The sequence below is a fragment of the Luteimonas sp. A611 genome (assembly GCF_054072715.1).
The window spans coordinates 77399-93469 of sequence record NZ_JBSVRP010000004.1 but is presented as its reverse complement, the minus strand read 5'-3'; the positions used below and the strand labels follow the sequence as shown (position 1 = coordinate 93469).

15 protein-coding genes are annotated in these 16071 nt (G+C 70.3%); 12 read left to right on the top strand and 3 right to left on the bottom strand.

Annotation, left to right across the window (positions count from 1 at the left end):
• Nucleotides 1–7 precede the first annotated feature (7 nt).
• Nucleotides 8–1039 carry an NAD(P)-dependent alcohol dehydrogenase gene (locus ACW5EG_RS15460; protein WP_457022220.1) on the bottom strand — a complete coding sequence of 344 codons (1032 nt, stop codon included), beginning with the start codon at nucleotides 1037–1039 and terminating at the stop codon, nucleotides 8–10.
• 195 nt (nucleotides 1040–1234) lie between these two features.
• Here ACW5EG_RS15460 and ACW5EG_RS15455 point away from each other — a divergent pair, with 195 nt between their 5' ends.
• Both ACW5EG_RS15455 and ACW5EG_RS15450 read left to right on the top strand, forming a co-directional pair.
• Nucleotides 1235–2548, top strand: coding sequence for a serine hydrolase domain-containing protein (locus ACW5EG_RS15455; protein ID WP_457022218.1), 1314 nt, complete (start codon nucleotides 1235–1237; stop codon nucleotides 2546–2548).
• 133 nt (nucleotides 2549–2681) lie between these two features.
• Nucleotides 2682–2894: a hypothetical protein gene (locus tag ACW5EG_RS15450; RefSeq protein WP_457020221.1), complete on the top strand. Its 213-nt coding sequence runs from the start codon at nucleotides 2682–2684 to the stop codon at nucleotides 2892–2894.
• 76 nt (nucleotides 2895–2970) lie between these two features.
• On the opposite strand, the gene ACW5EG_RS15445 is transcribed toward ACW5EG_RS15450, so the two are convergent.
• Entirely contained in the window at nucleotides 2971–3954 is a 984-nt protein-coding gene (locus tag ACW5EG_RS15445) for a LysR family transcriptional regulator (RefSeq protein ID WP_457020223.1), read from the bottom strand.
• Between the two features lie 218 nt (nucleotides 3955–4172).
• Here ACW5EG_RS15445 and cysG point away from each other — a divergent pair, with 218 nt between their 5' ends.
• From cysG to ACW5EG_RS15405, 8 genes are all read left to right on the top strand, one after another.
• Nucleotides 4173–5651 (top strand): siroheme synthase CysG, encoded by a 1479-nt coding sequence (gene cysG, locus ACW5EG_RS15440; protein ID WP_457022216.1) that lies wholly within the window; start codon nucleotides 4173–4175, stop codon nucleotides 5649–5651.
• Between the two features lie 31 nt (nucleotides 5652–5682).
• Complete coding sequence (gene cysK, locus ACW5EG_RS15435) at nucleotides 5683–6660, top strand: cysteine synthase A (protein ID WP_457020226.1); 978 nt, start codon at nucleotides 5683–5685, stop codon at nucleotides 6658–6660.
• 27 nt (nucleotides 6661–6687) lie between these two features.
• Nucleotides 6688–6888, top strand: coding sequence for a DUF2292 domain-containing protein (locus tag ACW5EG_RS15430; protein WP_457020227.1), 201 nt, complete (start codon nucleotides 6688–6690; stop codon nucleotides 6886–6888).
• A 94-nt stretch (nucleotides 6889–6982) separates the two neighbouring features.
• Nucleotides 6983–8452, top strand: coding sequence for an OprO/OprP family phosphate-selective porin (locus tag ACW5EG_RS15425; RefSeq protein WP_457022214.1), 1470 nt, complete (start codon nucleotides 6983–6985; stop codon nucleotides 8450–8452).
• 20 nt (nucleotides 8453–8472) lie between these two features.
• Nucleotides 8473–9489 carry a sulfate ABC transporter substrate-binding protein gene (locus ACW5EG_RS15420; RefSeq protein ID WP_457022212.1) on the top strand — a complete coding sequence of 339 codons (1017 nt, stop codon included), beginning with the start codon at nucleotides 8473–8475 and terminating at the stop codon, nucleotides 9487–9489.
• A gap of 229 nt (nucleotides 9490–9718) precedes the next feature.
• Nucleotides 9719–10585 carry a sulfate ABC transporter permease subunit CysT gene (gene cysT, locus ACW5EG_RS15415; RefSeq protein ID WP_457022210.1) on the top strand — a complete coding sequence of 289 codons (867 nt, stop codon included), beginning with the start codon at nucleotides 9719–9721 and terminating at the stop codon, nucleotides 10583–10585.
• Nucleotides 10578–11435, top strand: coding sequence for a sulfate ABC transporter permease subunit CysW (cysW, locus tag ACW5EG_RS15410; protein WP_457022208.1), 858 nt, complete (start codon nucleotides 10578–10580; stop codon nucleotides 11433–11435). Before cysT ends, cysW begins: the two co-directional genes overlap by 8 nt.
• A gap of 186 nt (nucleotides 11436–11621) precedes the next feature.
• Nucleotides 11622–12665, top strand: a complete 1044-nt coding sequence (locus ACW5EG_RS15405; RefSeq protein WP_457020338.1) for a sulfate/molybdate ABC transporter ATP-binding protein — start codon at nucleotides 11622–11624, stop codon at nucleotides 12663–12665.
• Between the two features lie 196 nt (nucleotides 12666–12861).
• Here the strand turns inward: ACW5EG_RS15405 and ACW5EG_RS15400 are convergent, their stop codons facing one another.
• A complete protein-coding gene (locus ACW5EG_RS15400; protein WP_457020237.1) occupies nucleotides 12862–14262 on the bottom strand; it encodes a mannose-1-phosphate guanylyltransferase/mannose-6-phosphate isomerase in 1401 nt (466 codons plus the stop codon).
• Between the two features lie 71 nt (nucleotides 14263–14333).
• Between ACW5EG_RS15400 and ACW5EG_RS15395 the strand changes: the two genes are divergently transcribed.
• Nucleotides 14334–15350, top strand: coding sequence for an aminoglycoside phosphotransferase family protein (locus ACW5EG_RS15395; protein WP_457022206.1), 1017 nt, complete (start codon nucleotides 14334–14336; stop codon nucleotides 15348–15350).
• A gap of 13 nt (nucleotides 15351–15363) precedes the next feature.
• Nucleotides 15364–16068: an N-acetylmuramate alpha-1-phosphate uridylyltransferase MurU gene (gene murU, locus ACW5EG_RS15390; protein ID WP_457022204.1), complete on the top strand. Its 705-nt coding sequence runs from the start codon at nucleotides 15364–15366 to the stop codon at nucleotides 16066–16068.
• Nucleotides 16069–16071 lie beyond the last annotated feature (3 nt).

Here is a 16071-nt window from a genome sequence, read left to right as displayed (position 1 = left end):
CGTCGACTCAGGGCACCAGCACGGCCCGGCCCCTGACCTTGCCCGCCTGCAGGCGCTCGTAGACCTTGGGTGCGTCTTCCAGCCGGTGGCGTTCGATCAACGGATGGATCGCACCGCTCGCGGCCAGTGCGATCACCTCCATCAGTTCGGTGCGCGTGCCCCAGTACGGCACGCTCACCTGGCAGCCGTACGGCGGCTGGTTGGCCGCGTAGTGCAGCACACCGCCGCCCAGGCCGATGATGCTGATGCGGCTGTCGCGGCCAACGATGCGCGCGGCCAGGTCCACGGTCGGCTGCGCGCCGACGATGTCCAGCACCACGCGCGCGCCGCGCGGCCCGGTGATGTCGCGGATCTGCTCGAACGCCGCATCGGCATCGCCGGTGTTGATGGCATGGCGCACGCCCATCTCGCGCGCATGTGCGAGCTTGTCGTCGTCCAGGTCGCAGGCGATCACCTCCGCCGCGCAGGTGGCCTGCAGCAGCTGCACCGCCATGTGGCCGAGGCCACCGATGCCGATCACCACCACGTGCACGTCGGGCGTGAGCATCGGCAGCGCCTGCTTGATCGCGTGGTAGGGCGTGAGCGCGGCATCGCTCAGCGGTGCCGCGTCCACCGGGTCCAGCCCGGACAGCGGCACCAGCAGGCGCGGCGACGGCACCAGCATGTAGTCGGCCATGCCGCCATCGGCACCCAGGCCGCCGCCAAAGGCCGGGATCGATGCGTGGTTTTCGCAGTAGTTTTCCGCCGAACCCTGGCAGGTGCGGCAGCGCCCGCAGCCCCACGGCCCGTACACGGCGACGGGGTCGCCCTCCTTCCAGCCTTCCACGCCGCTGCCGAGCGCGGCGATCCAGCCGGCGTTCTCGTGGCCGAGGGTGAACGGCCCCTCGAAGCCGAGGCCCTGTTCGAGCACATGCAGGTCGGAATGGCAGACGCCGGCGCCGCCGATCTTCAGCAGGATCTCGCCCGCTGCGGGACGCGGTTCGGGCAGGTCGACGACCTCGGCGGGCCTGCCGGGGGCAATGAAGCGGACGGCCTTCATGGCGGCTCCAGTTGGAAGGGGCCGTCCACTATGGACCCGGCATGCACAACCTGCCGTCACTTGGCCCGCTCCAACCTCCCGATGGTTGCATCTGCATCGACGCTGCGCTGCAGCGGGAGCGATGCGTGGTCGGGCCGCATACTCGTGCGGCGATCGTCGCGAGGCGTTTGCCGACATCTTTCCGGGGAATCCTGCATGAAAATCCGTCTGGCGGCCGTATTGGGCCTGCTGCTTGCCGCCTGCCAACCCAATGCGGACATCGCGCCCGCCGCGGACGTTGCATCCGCCGACGTACAGCGCGCGCCGGTCGTCGACGCCACGCACATCGACGCGGTACTGCAGAAGATCGTCGAGGAAGGCCGCGCCGTCGGCGTGTCGGCGCTGGTGCACGAGCGCGGACGCGAGGTCTATTTCGGCGCCTTCGGCATGGCCGACCGCGAGGCCGGGCGACCGATGGCGCGCGACACACTGGCGCAGGTGTATTCGATGACCAAGCCGGTCACCGGCGTGGTGCTGATGTCGCTGCACGAGGAGGGCCTGTTCGATCTGGACGAGCCACTGTCGACCTATCTTCCCGAGTACGCCGCGGTGCAGGTGCATGCCGGCGAGGATGCGAACGGCAAGCAGATCCTGGTCGCGCCGGAGCGGCCGATCCTGGTGCGCGACATCCTGCGCCATACCGCCGGTTTCGCCGCGTCGTTCGAGGACAACACGCCGGCGCGGCTGTTCCGCGATGCGGGCGTGGATTCGCGCGACATCAGCCTGGCCCAGATGTCCGCGCGCCTTGCCGCGCTGCCGCTGGCCTACCAGCCCGGCACGCGCTGGCTGTACGGAATTTCAGTCGACGTGCAGGCGCGGCTGGCCGAAGTGCTGGCCGGCAAGCCCTACGCGCAGCTGGTGCGCGAGCGCGTGCTTGAGCCGCTGCGCATGGGCGATACGAGCTATCACGTCGCGGAAGATCGGCGCGGACGCATGGCGGCGATGTACGAGTACGCCGACGGCGGCTTCACCCGCCTGCCCGACTCGCCCGCGCTCGACAACGCCTACCGGGAATGGACCCTGGCCGCACCCGGCGGCTACGGACTGGTCTCGACCCTCGACGACTACATGCGCTTTGGCCGCATGCTGCTCGACGGCGGCAGCTTCGACGGCGCGCGCGTGCTGGACGCGGACACGGTCGCGCTGATGGCCACCGACATGCTGCCGGCGGAGGTCAGCGACCGTTCGTGGCTGCCGGGCAAGGGCCAGGTCGGCTTCGGCATCGATTTCGCGGTGCGGCACTCGCCCCCGGCCAATGCCGAAGAGGCTTCGGGGGCGGTCGGCGAGTTCTTCTGGGACGGCTATGCCAACACGCTGTTCTGGGTGGATCCGGCGAACGACATCGTCGCGGTGCTGTTCACGCAATCCATCCCGCCCGGCGGCACCGACCTGCACAAGCGCTTCCGCGACGCCGTCTACCACCGGAGTCCTACGGCGTCCGCCGCGGGCAAGGCAACGGCTGCACCGTAGGCGCTGCCAGTGCGTCGCGCAGCCTGTCGATTCGCAGAGCGGCTGCACTTAACGCGCCGGTCGTGCTTTTTTCACGCGTTCCTTCGACGGCGTCGTTAGCGTTGATGCTGCCCCGACCCACGGAGGACCAAGCATGACGCAGACGCTTTACGCGCAGGACGAAGCCGGCAACCGGCACAAGGTGATCCAGCGCCTCGAGGGTCCGGAACAGGGCAAGGACGATCCGGACCATGGTGCGGCGCGGATTGTCTACACGCTCGCCGACGGCACGCCGGTGCGGCGGGTGGACAACGACACCTTCCAGGTCGGCAGCACGGGTGCCTATATCTCGGTGGTGCAAGACTGAGGGGCGAAGCGATCGGCCCAGCTCGCAATCGCGCGGCCTGGCGCATCTTCGCCTGGCTCTGCCCGGGCAGGCAGCCTCAGATCGTGATCGCCTGGCTCAGTTCCCGCCAGGTCGGCGGCAGCGGCCAGTCCGCATCGAGGTTTCCTTCCAGCACGCGACGCAGGTCGCGCCGGTCGAGCTGTGGCGCCACGCCGTGCAGCAGCGCCAGGGCGTACTCGCGCAGCACGCGGCCGCGCGGGATCACCGCCCAGGTGATGCACTCGGGAATCTCGGCCGGCGCCTCGAGGATGCGCAGGTCGTCGTCCTCGCGCGGCCCCACCGCCATTTCCGCCAGCAGGCCGGCGCCGAGGCCGGCGCGCACGTAGGTCTTGATCAGGTTGGCATCGCGCGCGGTCATCGCGATCTGCGGCTCGACCCCGGCGGCGGTGAAGGCGCGGCGCATCGAGGAGTCGCCGCGCGTCGAGGATTCGTAGCTGATCAGCGGATGCCGCGCGAGTTCGGCCAGCGTCGGCGCGCGCTGCAGCTCGGCCAGCGGGTGCGCCAGCGGCACCAGCAGCACGCGCCGCCAGCGGTACAGCGGCACCGGCAGCCCGCCGGGCGGGGTGCCGCCCGCGGTGCTGATCAGCGCCAGGTCGGCGCCATCGTGCAGGTGCTGCAGGACCTCGGCGTCGCTGGCGGCCTGCAGGTCGACGTCCACGCGCGGGAACTCGCGGCGGATCGCCGCGATCACCGGCGGCAGCACGTAGCGCGCCTGGGTGTGGGTGGTGGCCAGCAGCAGGCGGCCGCTGTACTCGCCGCGCTCGTTGGCGGCATAGCTGCGGATGTTGCCCGCCTCGGCCAGGATCCGGCGTGCGTGCTCGAGCACGCGCTCGCCGGCCGGGGCGATCGAGTCCAGGCTGCGGCCGCGACGCACGAACAGCTGGAAGCCCAGCTCGTCCTCGAGCTGCTTGAGCTGCTTGGACAGGCCCGGCTGGGTGGCGTGCACGCGTTCGGCGGCAAGCGTGATGTTGAGCCCTGAATCGGCGATCGCGACCAGGTAGCGCAGCTGGGTAAGGGTCATGGCGCGAGTCCGCTCGGCGCTGGTTTCCGCCGCAACTTCATCCTTTCATCATGATGGAAAGATGGAAGGTCGGATCATAGCCGCGCCCATGCGGGCTGTCCACGCCGCGCCGGCAGTCGCTTATGCCCTGCCGGAATAAGCGCAGCACCCGTTGCCATTTCCTCAGGCGCCCCGGCAGTCGCTAGCGTCGCCAGCTCACAAGCCCGCTTTCCGTGCCGATGCCCGACTCATCCTCCACCGCCAGGCTGTTCCCCCTGTTCGCCGACCTGCGCGGCCGCCGGGTGCTGGTCGTGGGCGGCGGCGCAGTGGCGGTCCGCAAGGTCGAGGCCCTGCACGACACCGGCGCGCTGGTGCGGGTAGGTGCCCCGGTGCTGGAGCCGGCGCTGGCCGCGCAGGCCCTCGACGGGCGCATCGAACATCTTGCGGGCGTGTTCGAAGCAGCCTGGCTGGATGGCGCCTGGCTGGCCATCGCCGCGACCGACGATGCCGAGGTGAATCGCGCGGTCGCCGAAGCCGGCGAAGCGCGTGGCATCTGGGTGAACGTGGTCGATGACTCGGCGCTGGCGCGCGTGCACCTGCCGGCACGGGTGGAGCGCGGCCCGCTGCAGATCGCGATTTCCAGCGGCGGCGGCGCGCCGATGCTGGCGCGGCTGGTGCGCGAGCGGCTGGAAACCCAGTTCGACGAATCCTTCGGCACGCTGGCCGCGCTGCTGGCGCGGCACCGCCAGCGCATCGTCGCGCGCTGGCCGGACCTGGCCGCGCGCCGCCGCGGCTTCGAACGCCTGCTGTCGGGTCCGCTGCAGGGCCTGCTGCGCAGGCGCCGGCATATCGAGGCCGAGCGGCTGCTCGACTCGTTGCTGAAGCCAGCCGCCGATGCAGGCGGGAAGTCCGAGTCCGGGCAGCTTGATCCGGGGCAGCGGGGACAGGTGGCGCTGGTCGGCGCCGGCCCAGGCGATGCCGGTCTGCTGACGCTGCGTGCGCTGCGCCTGCTCAACGAGGCCGACGTGATCCTCTACGACCGCCTGGTCAGTGCCGAAGTGCTGGGCCTGGCGCGACGCGATGCCGAGCGCATCGAGGTCGGCAAGCGCGCCGGGCACCACTCCGTGCCGCAGGAGGGTATCAACGCACTGCTGGTCGAGCATGCGTCCGCGGGCAGGCGCGTGGTCCGGCTCAAGGGCGGCGACCCGTTCGTGTTCGGCCGCGGCGGCGAGGAGCTGGAGGCGCTGCGCGCGGCCGGCATCGACTACGAGGTGGTGCCCGGCATCACTGCCGCGGCAGCGTGCGCCGCCTACGCCGGCATCCCGCTGACCCACCGCGACCACGCGCAATCGGTGCGCCTGGTCACCGCCCACGCCAAGGACGGGAACGACACGCTCGACTGGCCTGCGCTGGCGCAGGAGCGGCAGACGCTGGCCTTCTACATGGGCGTGTCGCGGCTCGACACCGTGCAGGCACAGCTGATCGCCCACGGGCGCGCGCCGGACACGCCGTTCGCCCTGATCGAGAACGGCACGCGCCCGCAGCAACGCGTGGTCAACGGCCGCCTAACCGATTTGTCACACCTCGCCCGGCACCACGCCGTACAGTCGCCTGCGCTGTTGATCGTCGGCGAAGTCGCCGGGCTGGCGGGCGCCCTGCACTGGTTCGGCGCCGCTCCGCTCGGCACGCCCGACGTCCCGCTTGCGGACGCTGCCTGACCGTTCCACTCACGACAACGAGGCACACATCATGGCCATCTACGACAGCATCCTCGACACCATCGGCGATACCCCGATCGTCAGGCTGCACCGCATCGCGCCCAAGCACGTCACGCTGTACGCGAAGGTCGAATCGTTCAACCCCGGCGGCTCGGTCAAGGATCGCCTCGCGATCGGGATCGTGCTCGATGCCGAGCAGCGCGGCGTGCTCAAGCCCGGCGACACCATCGTCGAAGCGACCTCCGGCAACACCGGCGTGGCGCTGGCGCAGGTGGCGGCAGCACGCGGCTACCGCTTCGTGGCGGTGATGACCGAGACGTTCTCGATCGAGCGCCGCAAGCTGATGCGCGCCTACGGCGCCAAGGTGATCCTTACCTCGGCCGCCGAGCGCGGCACCGGCATGGTGAAAAAGGCGAAGGAACTGGCAGACAGGCATGGCTGGTTCCTTGCCTCGCAGTTCACCAACCCGGCCAACCCGGCCTACCACCGCCAGACCACGGCAGCCGAGATCCTGCGCGACTTCGCCGGGCGGCGCCTGGACTATTTCGTCAGCGGCTGGGGCACGGGCGGCACGCTGACGGGCGTGGGCGAGGTGCTCAAGGTCGCGCGCCCGGAAGTGAAGATCATCGCCACCGAACCGGTCGGGGCCTCGCTGCTCGGCGGCAAGGAGTGGGCGCCGCACAAGATCCAGGGCTGGACCCCGGACTTCCTGCCCGAAGTGCTCAGCCGCACCGTGCACGACGAGCTGCTGCCGGTGACCGACGACGAAGCGCTGGACACCGCGCGCCGGCTTGCCACCGAGGAAGGCGTGTTCGTCGGCATCTCCTCCGGCGCCACCGTGGCCGCGGCGCTCAAGGTCGCTGCCAATGCGCCGGAAGGCTCGGTGCTGCTGGCGACCCTGCCCGACACCGGTGAGCGCTACTTCTCCACGCCGCTGTTCGCCGGGGTCAACGAAGGCTCCGACGACGAGTGGCTGGCCGGCGTCGAAGGCGCGCGCGACGCCGCCTGACACCCACCCAGCACGGGCATCGCCACGATGAGTCGATTCCCCACTCCACCCCTTGACCCGGTTCCCCCCGTCGCCGCCGATCGCGGCGACGGCTACCGGATCAGCGATGCCGAACGCGCCGTGCTCGACGCCGTCCGCGACCTGTCCTACGGCCAGGTCGAGGTGGTCGTGCACTCCTCGCGGATCGTGCAGATCACGCGCAGCCAGAAGCTGCGGCTCGGCGATTGATGCCGCAGCCGCTGTTCCTGCCACCTCCCTTCCACCGTGCCGACCGGACGACCGGAGGCGCTTCCCCAGCGACACCCGAGGAAACGCCATGCGCTTGTCCAGACCACCCTCACCTACAAGACACCTGTTGCCGCGCCGCACCGCCCTCGCGCTGAGCCTGGCGCTGCTTTCGTCCGCGGTATTGGCGCAGGAAACCGCGCCCACGCCTGGGCAGATCGCAGAACGCCTGCGCATCGTCGAGCGCAGGCTCGGCATCGCGCCGGCCGATAGCCCCGCGCATCCTGAACTGGCCGAACTCGAGCGCCGCCTGCGCGCAATCGAAACCGGGCTCGACGAGCGCGACCGCCAGGCCACCGCCGTGGCGGCCGCGCCGCCGCCGGCCGCGAAGCCGCCCGCCCCGGAGATCACGCTCTCCACCGACAAGGGCGCCTCGATCCGCAGCGCCGACGGCAAGGCCCAGCTCAAGCTCGGCGTGCTGGCGCAGGGCGACGGCCGCTTCTTCATCGGCGACGACGCGATCGCGCACAACGACACCTTCCTCTGGCGCGTGCTGCGGCCGACGCTGGAGGGCAGCTGGGGCGATCTGGTCGGCTTCCGCCTCACCCCCGAGTTCGCCGGCGACAGCGCCAGCATCGTCGATGCCTGGGTCGACCTGAAGTTCAGCCCGGCCGCCACGCTGCGACTGGGCAAGTCGACCCTGCCGGTCGGCCTGGAGCGGCTGCAGAGCAGCAGCGCGCTGGGCTTCGTCGAGCGCGGCCTGCCCTCTGAGATCGCGCCCAATCGCGACATCGGCGTGCATCTGCAGGGCAGCGTGGCCGACTCGAAGCTGGGTTACGTGCTTGGCGTCTACAACGGCGCGGTGGACGGCCGCGACAGTCCCACCACCAACCCCGACAACGACTTCGAAGTCGCAGGGCGCCTGTTCTTCGAGCCCTGGAAGGGCGGCGACGGTGCGCTGTCGGGACTGGGCTTGGGCATCGGCGCGAGCAGCGGCGACAAGCACGGCAGCGGCAACAGTTTCCTGCCGCGCTACCGCACGCCCGGGCAGGCGACCTTCTTCGGCTACCGCGCCAGCGCGGCCGCCGATGGCACGCACGCGCGCTGGTCGCCGCAGGCCTACTGGTACGCAGGGCCGGTCGGCCTGCTGGGCGAGTACATCCGCTCCAGCCAGGACGTGCTGGACACTGCCACGGGCGCGCGCGCCGCGCTCGACCACAGCGCCTGGCAACTGCTCGGCAGCTGGGTGCTGACCGGCGAGAAGGCCGCCTATCGCGGGGTCAAACCCAACCACCCCTTCGCCCCGGGTGACGACGGCTGGGGCGCGTTCGAACTGATCACGCGCTACGGGCGGCTGGACATCGACGATGCGGCCTTCCCGCTGTATGCCGATCCCGGCAGCGCGGCCAGCCGGGCCACGGCCTGGACCGTCGGCCTGAACTGGTACCTCAACAACAACCTCAAGCTGGTGGCCAACTACGCGCAGGCGGACTTCGATGGCGGCGCCGCGGGCGGCGACCGCGAAGACGAGAAGACCTTCTTCACCCGCGCCCAGCTCGCCTTCTGACCCCTTTCCGGATGATCCCCATGCACACAACCGCCAAGCGCATCCTCGGTGCCGTGCTCCTCGGCCTTGCCACCCTGGCCGGGTCGGCAGGCGCACAGGATGTCGAACTGCTCAACGTGTCCTACGACCCCACCCGCGAGCTCTACTCCGAGTTCAACACCGCCTTTGCCGCCAAATGGAAGGCCGATACCGGCCAGACCCTGATCGTGCGCGCCTCGCACGGCGGCTCGGGCAAGCAGGCGCGCTCGGTGATCGACGGCCTGGAAGCCGACGTCGTCACGCTCGCGCTGTCGGCCGACATCGACGCGATCGCCAACAACACCGACCTGCTGGCCAAGGACTGGCAGGCGCGCCTGCCCAACAACAGCTCGCCCTACACCTCGACCATCGTGTTCCTGGTGCGCAAGGGCAACCCGAAGCAGGTCGTCGACTGGGGCGACCTCGCCAAGCCCGGGATCGCCGTGATCACGCCCAACCCCAAGACCTCGGGCGGCGCGCGCTGGAACTACCTGGCCGCCTGGGCCTGGGCCTCGCGCGAGTACCGCAAGGGCGACCAGGTGGTGGATTACCTGAAGAAGCTGTTCGCCAACGTGCCGGTGCTGGACACCGGCGCGCGCGGCTCGACCACCACCTTCGTCGAGCGCGGCATGGGCGACGTGCTGCTGGCCTGGGAAAACGAGGCGCTGCTGGCCCTGGCCGATGGCGACACGGCGGCGAAGTTCGAGATCGTCTATCCCAGCCTCAGCATCAAGGCCGAGCCCCCCGTCGCGGTGGTTGACGGCAACGTCGCCCGCCGTGGCACGCAGAAGCTGGCCGAGGCCTACCTGCAGCACCTGTACAGCGCCGAGGGCCAGCGCATCGCGGCGAAGCACCACTATCGCCCGTCGCGGCCGGACCTGTTGCCGGCCAGCGCCATCGCCCACTTCAGGCCGATCCCGCTGGTGACCATCGACGAGGCGTTCGGCGGATGGGCCAAGGCGCAGCAGCTGCACTTCGGCGACGGCGGCTTCTTCGACCGGATCTACCAGCCGCAGTGATGCACAAGCTGTCATCTCGAACGAAGTGAGAGATCCCCGGCAACAGCAGATCCCTCGCTGCGCTCGGGATGACAGCAGGGCTTTCGACCGGTCCGACCCGAGGTTGTCCCGCAATCCTTAAATTGTCATCTCGAACGAAGTGAGAGATCTCCCCCGGGAACCTTGCCACCCTCCGCCTCCCGGCCGCCAATCCGCAGCCACGCAAACCACACCGCCCACAGTCGGACCCATGAGCACCCTCGCACTCCCCTCCCTCCCGCGTCCGCGCTGGCGACGTCCCCTCCCCGGCTTCGGACTGAGCCTGGGCCTGGGCATGTCCTGGCTGGGCGTCGTGGTGCTGCTGCCGCTGGCGGCGCTGACCTTCCGCGCCGCAGGCCTGGGCAGCGCCGGCTGGCTGCGCGCGATCCAGGACCCGCGCGTGCAGGCGGCGCTGAAGGTGAGCTTCGGCACCGCCTTCGTCGCCGCGCTGATCGCACTAGTGGTCGGCGCGCTCGTGGCCTGGGTGCTGGTGCGCTATCGCTTCCCCGGCCGGCGCCTGCTCGATGCGCTGGTCGACCTGCCGTTCGCCCTGCCCACTGCGGTGGCCGGCATCGCACTGACCGCGATCTACGCGCCCAACGGCTGGATCGGCCGTTACCTGGAGCCGCTCGGCATCCAGATCGCCTACCAGCTGGCCGGCATCGTCATCGCCATGGTCTTCATCGGCCTGCCGTTCGCGGTGCGCACGGTGCAGCCGATCCTCGAATCGCTTGGCTACGACCAGGAGCAGGCCGCGGCCTCGCTCGGCGCCTCGCGCCTGACCACGCTGCGCCGGGTGGTGCTGCCCGAACTGCTGCCGGCCCTGCTGACCGGATTCTCGCTGGCCTTTGCGCGGGCCCTGGGCGAGTACGGCTCGGTGATCTTCATCGCCGGCAACAAGCCCTACCAGACCGAGATCGCGCCGCTGCTGATCACCATCCGCTTGGAGGAATACGACTACAACGGCGCGATTGCGCTGGCGGCGCTGATGCTGGCGGCCTCGTTCGCCTGCCTGCTGGCGATCAACCTGATCCCGCTGCTGTTCCGGCACGAGCGCAGGAGCCGCCAGGATGGCTGACGTGCATTCGGCGCAGGGGCTGGACACGCCGCCGTGGCTGCGCAGGCTGCTGATCGGCGGCGCGGTGCTGTCGATGCTGCTGCTGGTGGTGCTGCCGCTGCTGATGGTGCTGCTGTCGGCGTTCGGCGAGGGCTTCTCCACCTGGTGGGCGGCGCTGACCACGCCCGACGCGATCGCCGCGCTCAAGCTCACCCTGCTCACCGCCGCGATCGTGATCCCGGTCAACGCCGTGTTCGGCGTGTTCGCGGCCTGGTCGCTGACCCGCTTCGAGTTCGCGGGCAAGCGCGTGCTGCTGGCGCTGGTGGACCTGCCGTTCGCGGTGTCGCCGGTGGTCGCGGGCCTGTGCCTGGTGCTGCTGTTCGGCTCGCAGGGCTGGTTCGCCGAATTCCTGCGCGAACACGAGATCAGGATCCTGTTCGCGCGCCCGGGCATCGTGCTGGCGACGCTGTTCATCACCTTCCCCTTCGTGGTGCGCGAGCTGGTGCCGCTGATGCAGCAGCAGGGCAGCGAAGAGGAGGTAGTGGCGCGCTCGCTCGGGGCCAACGCCTGGACGATGTTCTTCCGCGTGACCCTGCCCAACATCAAGTGGGGCCTGCTGTACGGCGTGCTGCTGTGCGGCGCGCGCGCGATGGGCGAGTTCGGCGCGGTGTCGGTGGTGTCCGGACACATCCGCGGCCTGACCAACACCCTGCCGCTGCACATCGAGATCCTCTACAACGAGTTCGACAGCACCGGCGCGTTCGCGGTGTCGTCCCTGCTGGCCGGGCTGGCGCTGGTGACGCTGGTGCTGAAGTTCTGGCTGGAGGCGCGGCATGCGGACGGACTCGCGCAGTCCCGTCGCAGGCACTGAACCAGGCACGCCCGCACCGATGACCCCATCCATTGCCCCGGAAACACCCGCATGCTGCTGATCGATGAAAACCTGCCACAGACCCGCCTGCCGCGCTCGCCGGACGGCGGCGCGCCAGTGCCGGATTCACGGGCGGATGGCGGGGGGATCGACGATCATCGCGCCATGGACAGCAACGGCCACGGCGTGGACCTGCGGATCGAGGGCGTCGACAAGCGCTACGGCGCGACCATCGCGCTCGACAAGGTCGACCTGCACATCGGCGCGGGCGAACTGGTCGCCCTGCTCGGCCCGTCTGGCTCGGGCAAGACCACCCTGCTGCGCGTGATCGCCGGCCTGCTGCCGGCCGACGGCGGCCGCGTGCGCTTCGGTGATACCGACGCCACCCAGCTCAGCCTGCGCGAGCGCAACGTCGGCTTCGTGTTCCAGCAGTACGCGCTGTTCCGGCACATGACCGTGGCCGAGAACATCGCCTTCGGCCTGCGCAGCCGGCCGCGCCGCCGCCGGCCCGACCGCGCCACGATCCGCCGGCGCGTGGACGAGCTGCTGGCGCTGATCCAGCTGCCCGAACACGGCAACCGCTATCCGGAGCAGCTGTCGGGCGGGCAGAAGCAGCGCGTGGCGCTGGCGCGCGCGCTGGCGATCGACCCGACCGTGCTGCTGCTGGACGAGCCGTTCGGCGCGCTGGATGCCAAGGTGCGCATCGAGCTGCGCCGCTGGCTGCGGCGCCTGCACGACCAGACCGGGCAGACCACCGTCTTCGTCACCCACGACCAGGACGAGGCGCTGGAGCTGGCCGACCGCGTGGTGGTGCTGCGCAACGGCCGCATCGAACAGGCCGGCACGCCGCGCGAGATCTACGACGCGCCCGCCTCGGCCTACGTGTTCGACTTCATCGGCCGCGCCAGCGTGGTGGAGGGCCGGGTCGAGGCCGGGCGCTTCCTGGTGGACGGACAGTCCGCGTCGTTCGAGGCCGCCGGCCTCGCCGACGGACCGGCCAGGCTGCACCTGCGGCCGCACGACGCGCTGCCGGCTGCGCCCGGCGAAGGCCTGGATGCGCGGGTTGCGACGGTCCAGCACCACGCCGGCCGCATCACCCTGGAGCTGGCGCTGGCCGGGCAGCCGCGCAATCTCGAGATCGACCTGGTGGCCTCGCCGGACGCGCGTCCGCCCGCACCCGGCGACGCGATCGGCGTGCGCGTGCAGCGGCACCGCATCTATCCGGCTTGAGCAGGGCGGATCCGGGCGGCGTGCGGTCGCGCGGGATCCGCGAGCTGGCTGTCTTTCCGGCCAGGCAGTTGTCATTCAACCGCCGGGTTCTGACTTGACCATCAGGTTGTCATTTCGACCGCAGGGAGAAACCTGCTTTCATCGTCCGGATGGCAGATTTCTCCCTGCGGTCGAAATGACAGATCTCACGCTGACCCTATGACCTGCCGTACACGTCCTCGTAGCGGACGATGTCGTCCTCGCCCAGGTAGCTGCCCGACTGCACTTCGATCAGTTCGAGCATCTCGGTGCCGGGATTCTCCAGCCGGTGCTTCGCGCCCAGCGGGATGTAGGTCGACTGGTTGGCGTGAAGTTCGAACACGTCGTTGTCGCGGGTCACGCGCGCGGTGCCGCGCACGACGATCCAGTGCTCTGCGCGGCACTTGTGGGACTGCAGCGACAGGCGGGCGCCCGGCTTGACCTTGATCCGCTTGACCTGGAAGCCCTCGTCCTGGTCGATGGAGTCGTAGCTGCCCCAGGGACGATGCACTTCGCGATGCAGCACCGCGTGGCTGCGCTGGTCGGACTTGAGCTTCGCCACCACGTCCTTGACCTGCTGCACGTGGTCCTTGTGCGCCACCAGCACCGCGTCGTCGGTTTCCACCACCACCAGGTCGTCCACGCCGACCAGCGCCACCAGGCGCCGCGCATACGCATAGCTGTTGCGCGAATCGACCGCGATCACGTCGCCGTGGTGGGCGTTGCCCGCGCCGTCGTGCTCGCTCACGTCCCACAGCGCCGACCAGGAGCCGACGTCGTTCCAGCCGAAGTCCACCGGCAGCACGCGCGCGTCAGCGGTCTTCTCCATCACCGCGTAGTCGATCGAGTCCGACGGGCAGGCGGCGAAGGCTTCGCGGTCGAGGCGGATGAAATTGCCGTCGCGCGTGGCGGCGTCGAAAGCCTGGCGCACCGCCGTGAGCATGTCCGGGCGGAAGCGCTCGAGTTCGGCCAGGTAGCGCGAGGCACGGAACAGGAACATGCCGCTGTTCCAGAAATAGCCGCCGGCCTGGACATAAGCCTCCGCGGTCGCTGCATCGGGCTTCTCGACGAACCGCAGGACCGGGCGCACACCCTCGCCGGGGCCGGCTTGGATATAGCCAAAACCGGTTTCCGGCGCCGAAGGCACGATGCCGAAGGTGACCAGCGCGCCGGCCTCGGCCGCAGGCATGGCGGCGCGCACCGCAGCGCGGAAGCCGTCCTCGTCGCGCACGACGTGGTCGGACGGCAGCACCAGCAGCAGCGGATCCTCGCCGCCCGCCATCGCCTGCAGCGCGGCCGCGGCGATCGCCGGCGCGGTGTTGCGCCCGACCGGTTCGAGCACGATGTCGGCGCGCTCGACGCCAACCAGCCGCAGCTGCTCGGCCGCCAGGAAGCGGTGTTCCTCGTTGGCGACCACGATCGGCGCGGTTGCGGCCAGCGGCGCGACCCGGCGCCACGTGTCCTGCAGCATCGTATGCTCGCCGGCCAGCGCCAGGAACTGCTTCGGGTAGGCCTCGCGCGAGAGCGGCCACAGCCGCGTCCCCGATCCGCCCGACAACAATACCGGCTGCAGTTTCATGCCATCTCTCGCTAGGGAATGCGCGGCAGTTTACCCTTTGCCCCGCCGCCAGCCGCCCTGCAGGAGAACCCATGGTCGCAACGACCGCCACGCTTGATCGCGACCAGCAACGTATTGACTGGATACGCACCGCGCTGTCGGAGCCGGACACCGGCCTGGAGCGCGCGTCGTTCGATGCCGACTTCCGCAGCTACTGGCGCAGCACCGGGCGCAGCCCCAGCCTGATCCTGATGGATGCGCCACCGGAGCTGATGGACGTGCGTCCCTGGCTGGCGATCCGCGACCTGCTGCAGGCCGGCGGGCTGCGGGTGCCGGCGGTCATCGCGCAGGACCTGGCGCAAGGCTTCCTGCTGCTCGAGGACCTCGGCGTGCACACCTATCTGCACGTCATGGACGAAGGCAACGCCGACGCCCTGTTCGATATCGCCATGGCGCGCCTGGTGGACCTGCAGTCGATCGACCTGCCCGACGGCTTCCCCGCCTACGACGAGGCCCTGCTGCTGCGCGAACTGCGGCTGTTCGACGAGTGGTTCCTCGGCGTGCACCTGGGCATCGAACTCGACGAAGCCCGGCGCGCGCAGCTGCACGAGGTCTACCGCGTGCTGGTCGAATCCGCGCTCGCCCAGCCGCAGGTGCTGGTGCACCGCGACTACATGCCGCGCAACCTGATGCCCTGCGGCGACGATGTCGCCGTCCTCGATTTCCAGGACGCGGTGCGCGGCCCGATCGCCTACGACCCGGCCTGCCTGTTCAAGGACGCGTTCGCCAGCTGGCCCGACTCGCGCGTGGCCAACTGGCACAGCCGCTACCACGCCCTGGCCACGCGCGCCGGCCTGCCGGTGCCGCCGCTGACGCAGTGGCGCAGTGACCTGGACCTGATCGGCGTGCATCGCCACCTCAAGGTGCTGGGCATCTTCGCGCGCCTGAAGCATCGCGACGGCAAGCCCAAATACATCGCCGACGCGCCGCGCTTCATCGCCTATCTCGACGCCGTGCTGCCGTGCCACCCGCAGCTGGCGCCGCTGGCCGCGCTCATCGACGCGCGCGTGCGCGCGGCGATGGCAAGCGCCGGCGCCGCAACCGCATGAGCGGCGCATCGGCATGAAGGCCCTGATCTTCGCCGCCGGCCTCGGCGAGCGCATGCGTCCGCTGACCGACACCACGCCCAAGCCGCTGCTGCGCGTTGGCGACAAGCCGCTGATCGCCTGGCACCTCGAGCGCCTGGCCGCGACCGGCGTGCGCGAGGTGGTGGTCAATACCTCGTGGCTGGCGGCGCAGTTTCCCGCCGCGCTCGGCGACGGCGCGGCGTTCGGCCTGCACATCGCGTATTCCGACGAAGGCCCTGTGCCGCTGGAAACCGGCGGCGGCATGTTGCGGGCGCTGGAGTGGCTGGGCGAGGCACCGTTCATCGCCGTCAACGGCGACATCTGGACCGACTTCGACTTCGCGCGCCTGCCGCGCGAACCCGCCGGCGACGTGCACCTGGTGATGGTCGACAACCCCCCGCACCACCCGCAGGGCGATTTCGTGCTGCAGCCCGACGGGCACCTGCGCGACGACGGCGGCCAGCGCCTCACCTTCTCCGGCATCGGCGTCTACCGTCCGCGACTGCTGCGCGACTGGCGCGCCGTGATCGGCGAAGTGCCCGGCGTCGATGCCACGCCGCCGCGGTTCCGCATTGCGCCGCTGCTGCGCGCGGCGATGCGGCGCGACACGGCCACCGGCGAGCACCATCCCGGCGCGTGGACCGACGTGGGCACCCCGCAGCGGCTGGCCCAGCTGGATGCGACGCTCGGCGCCGCCTGAAAC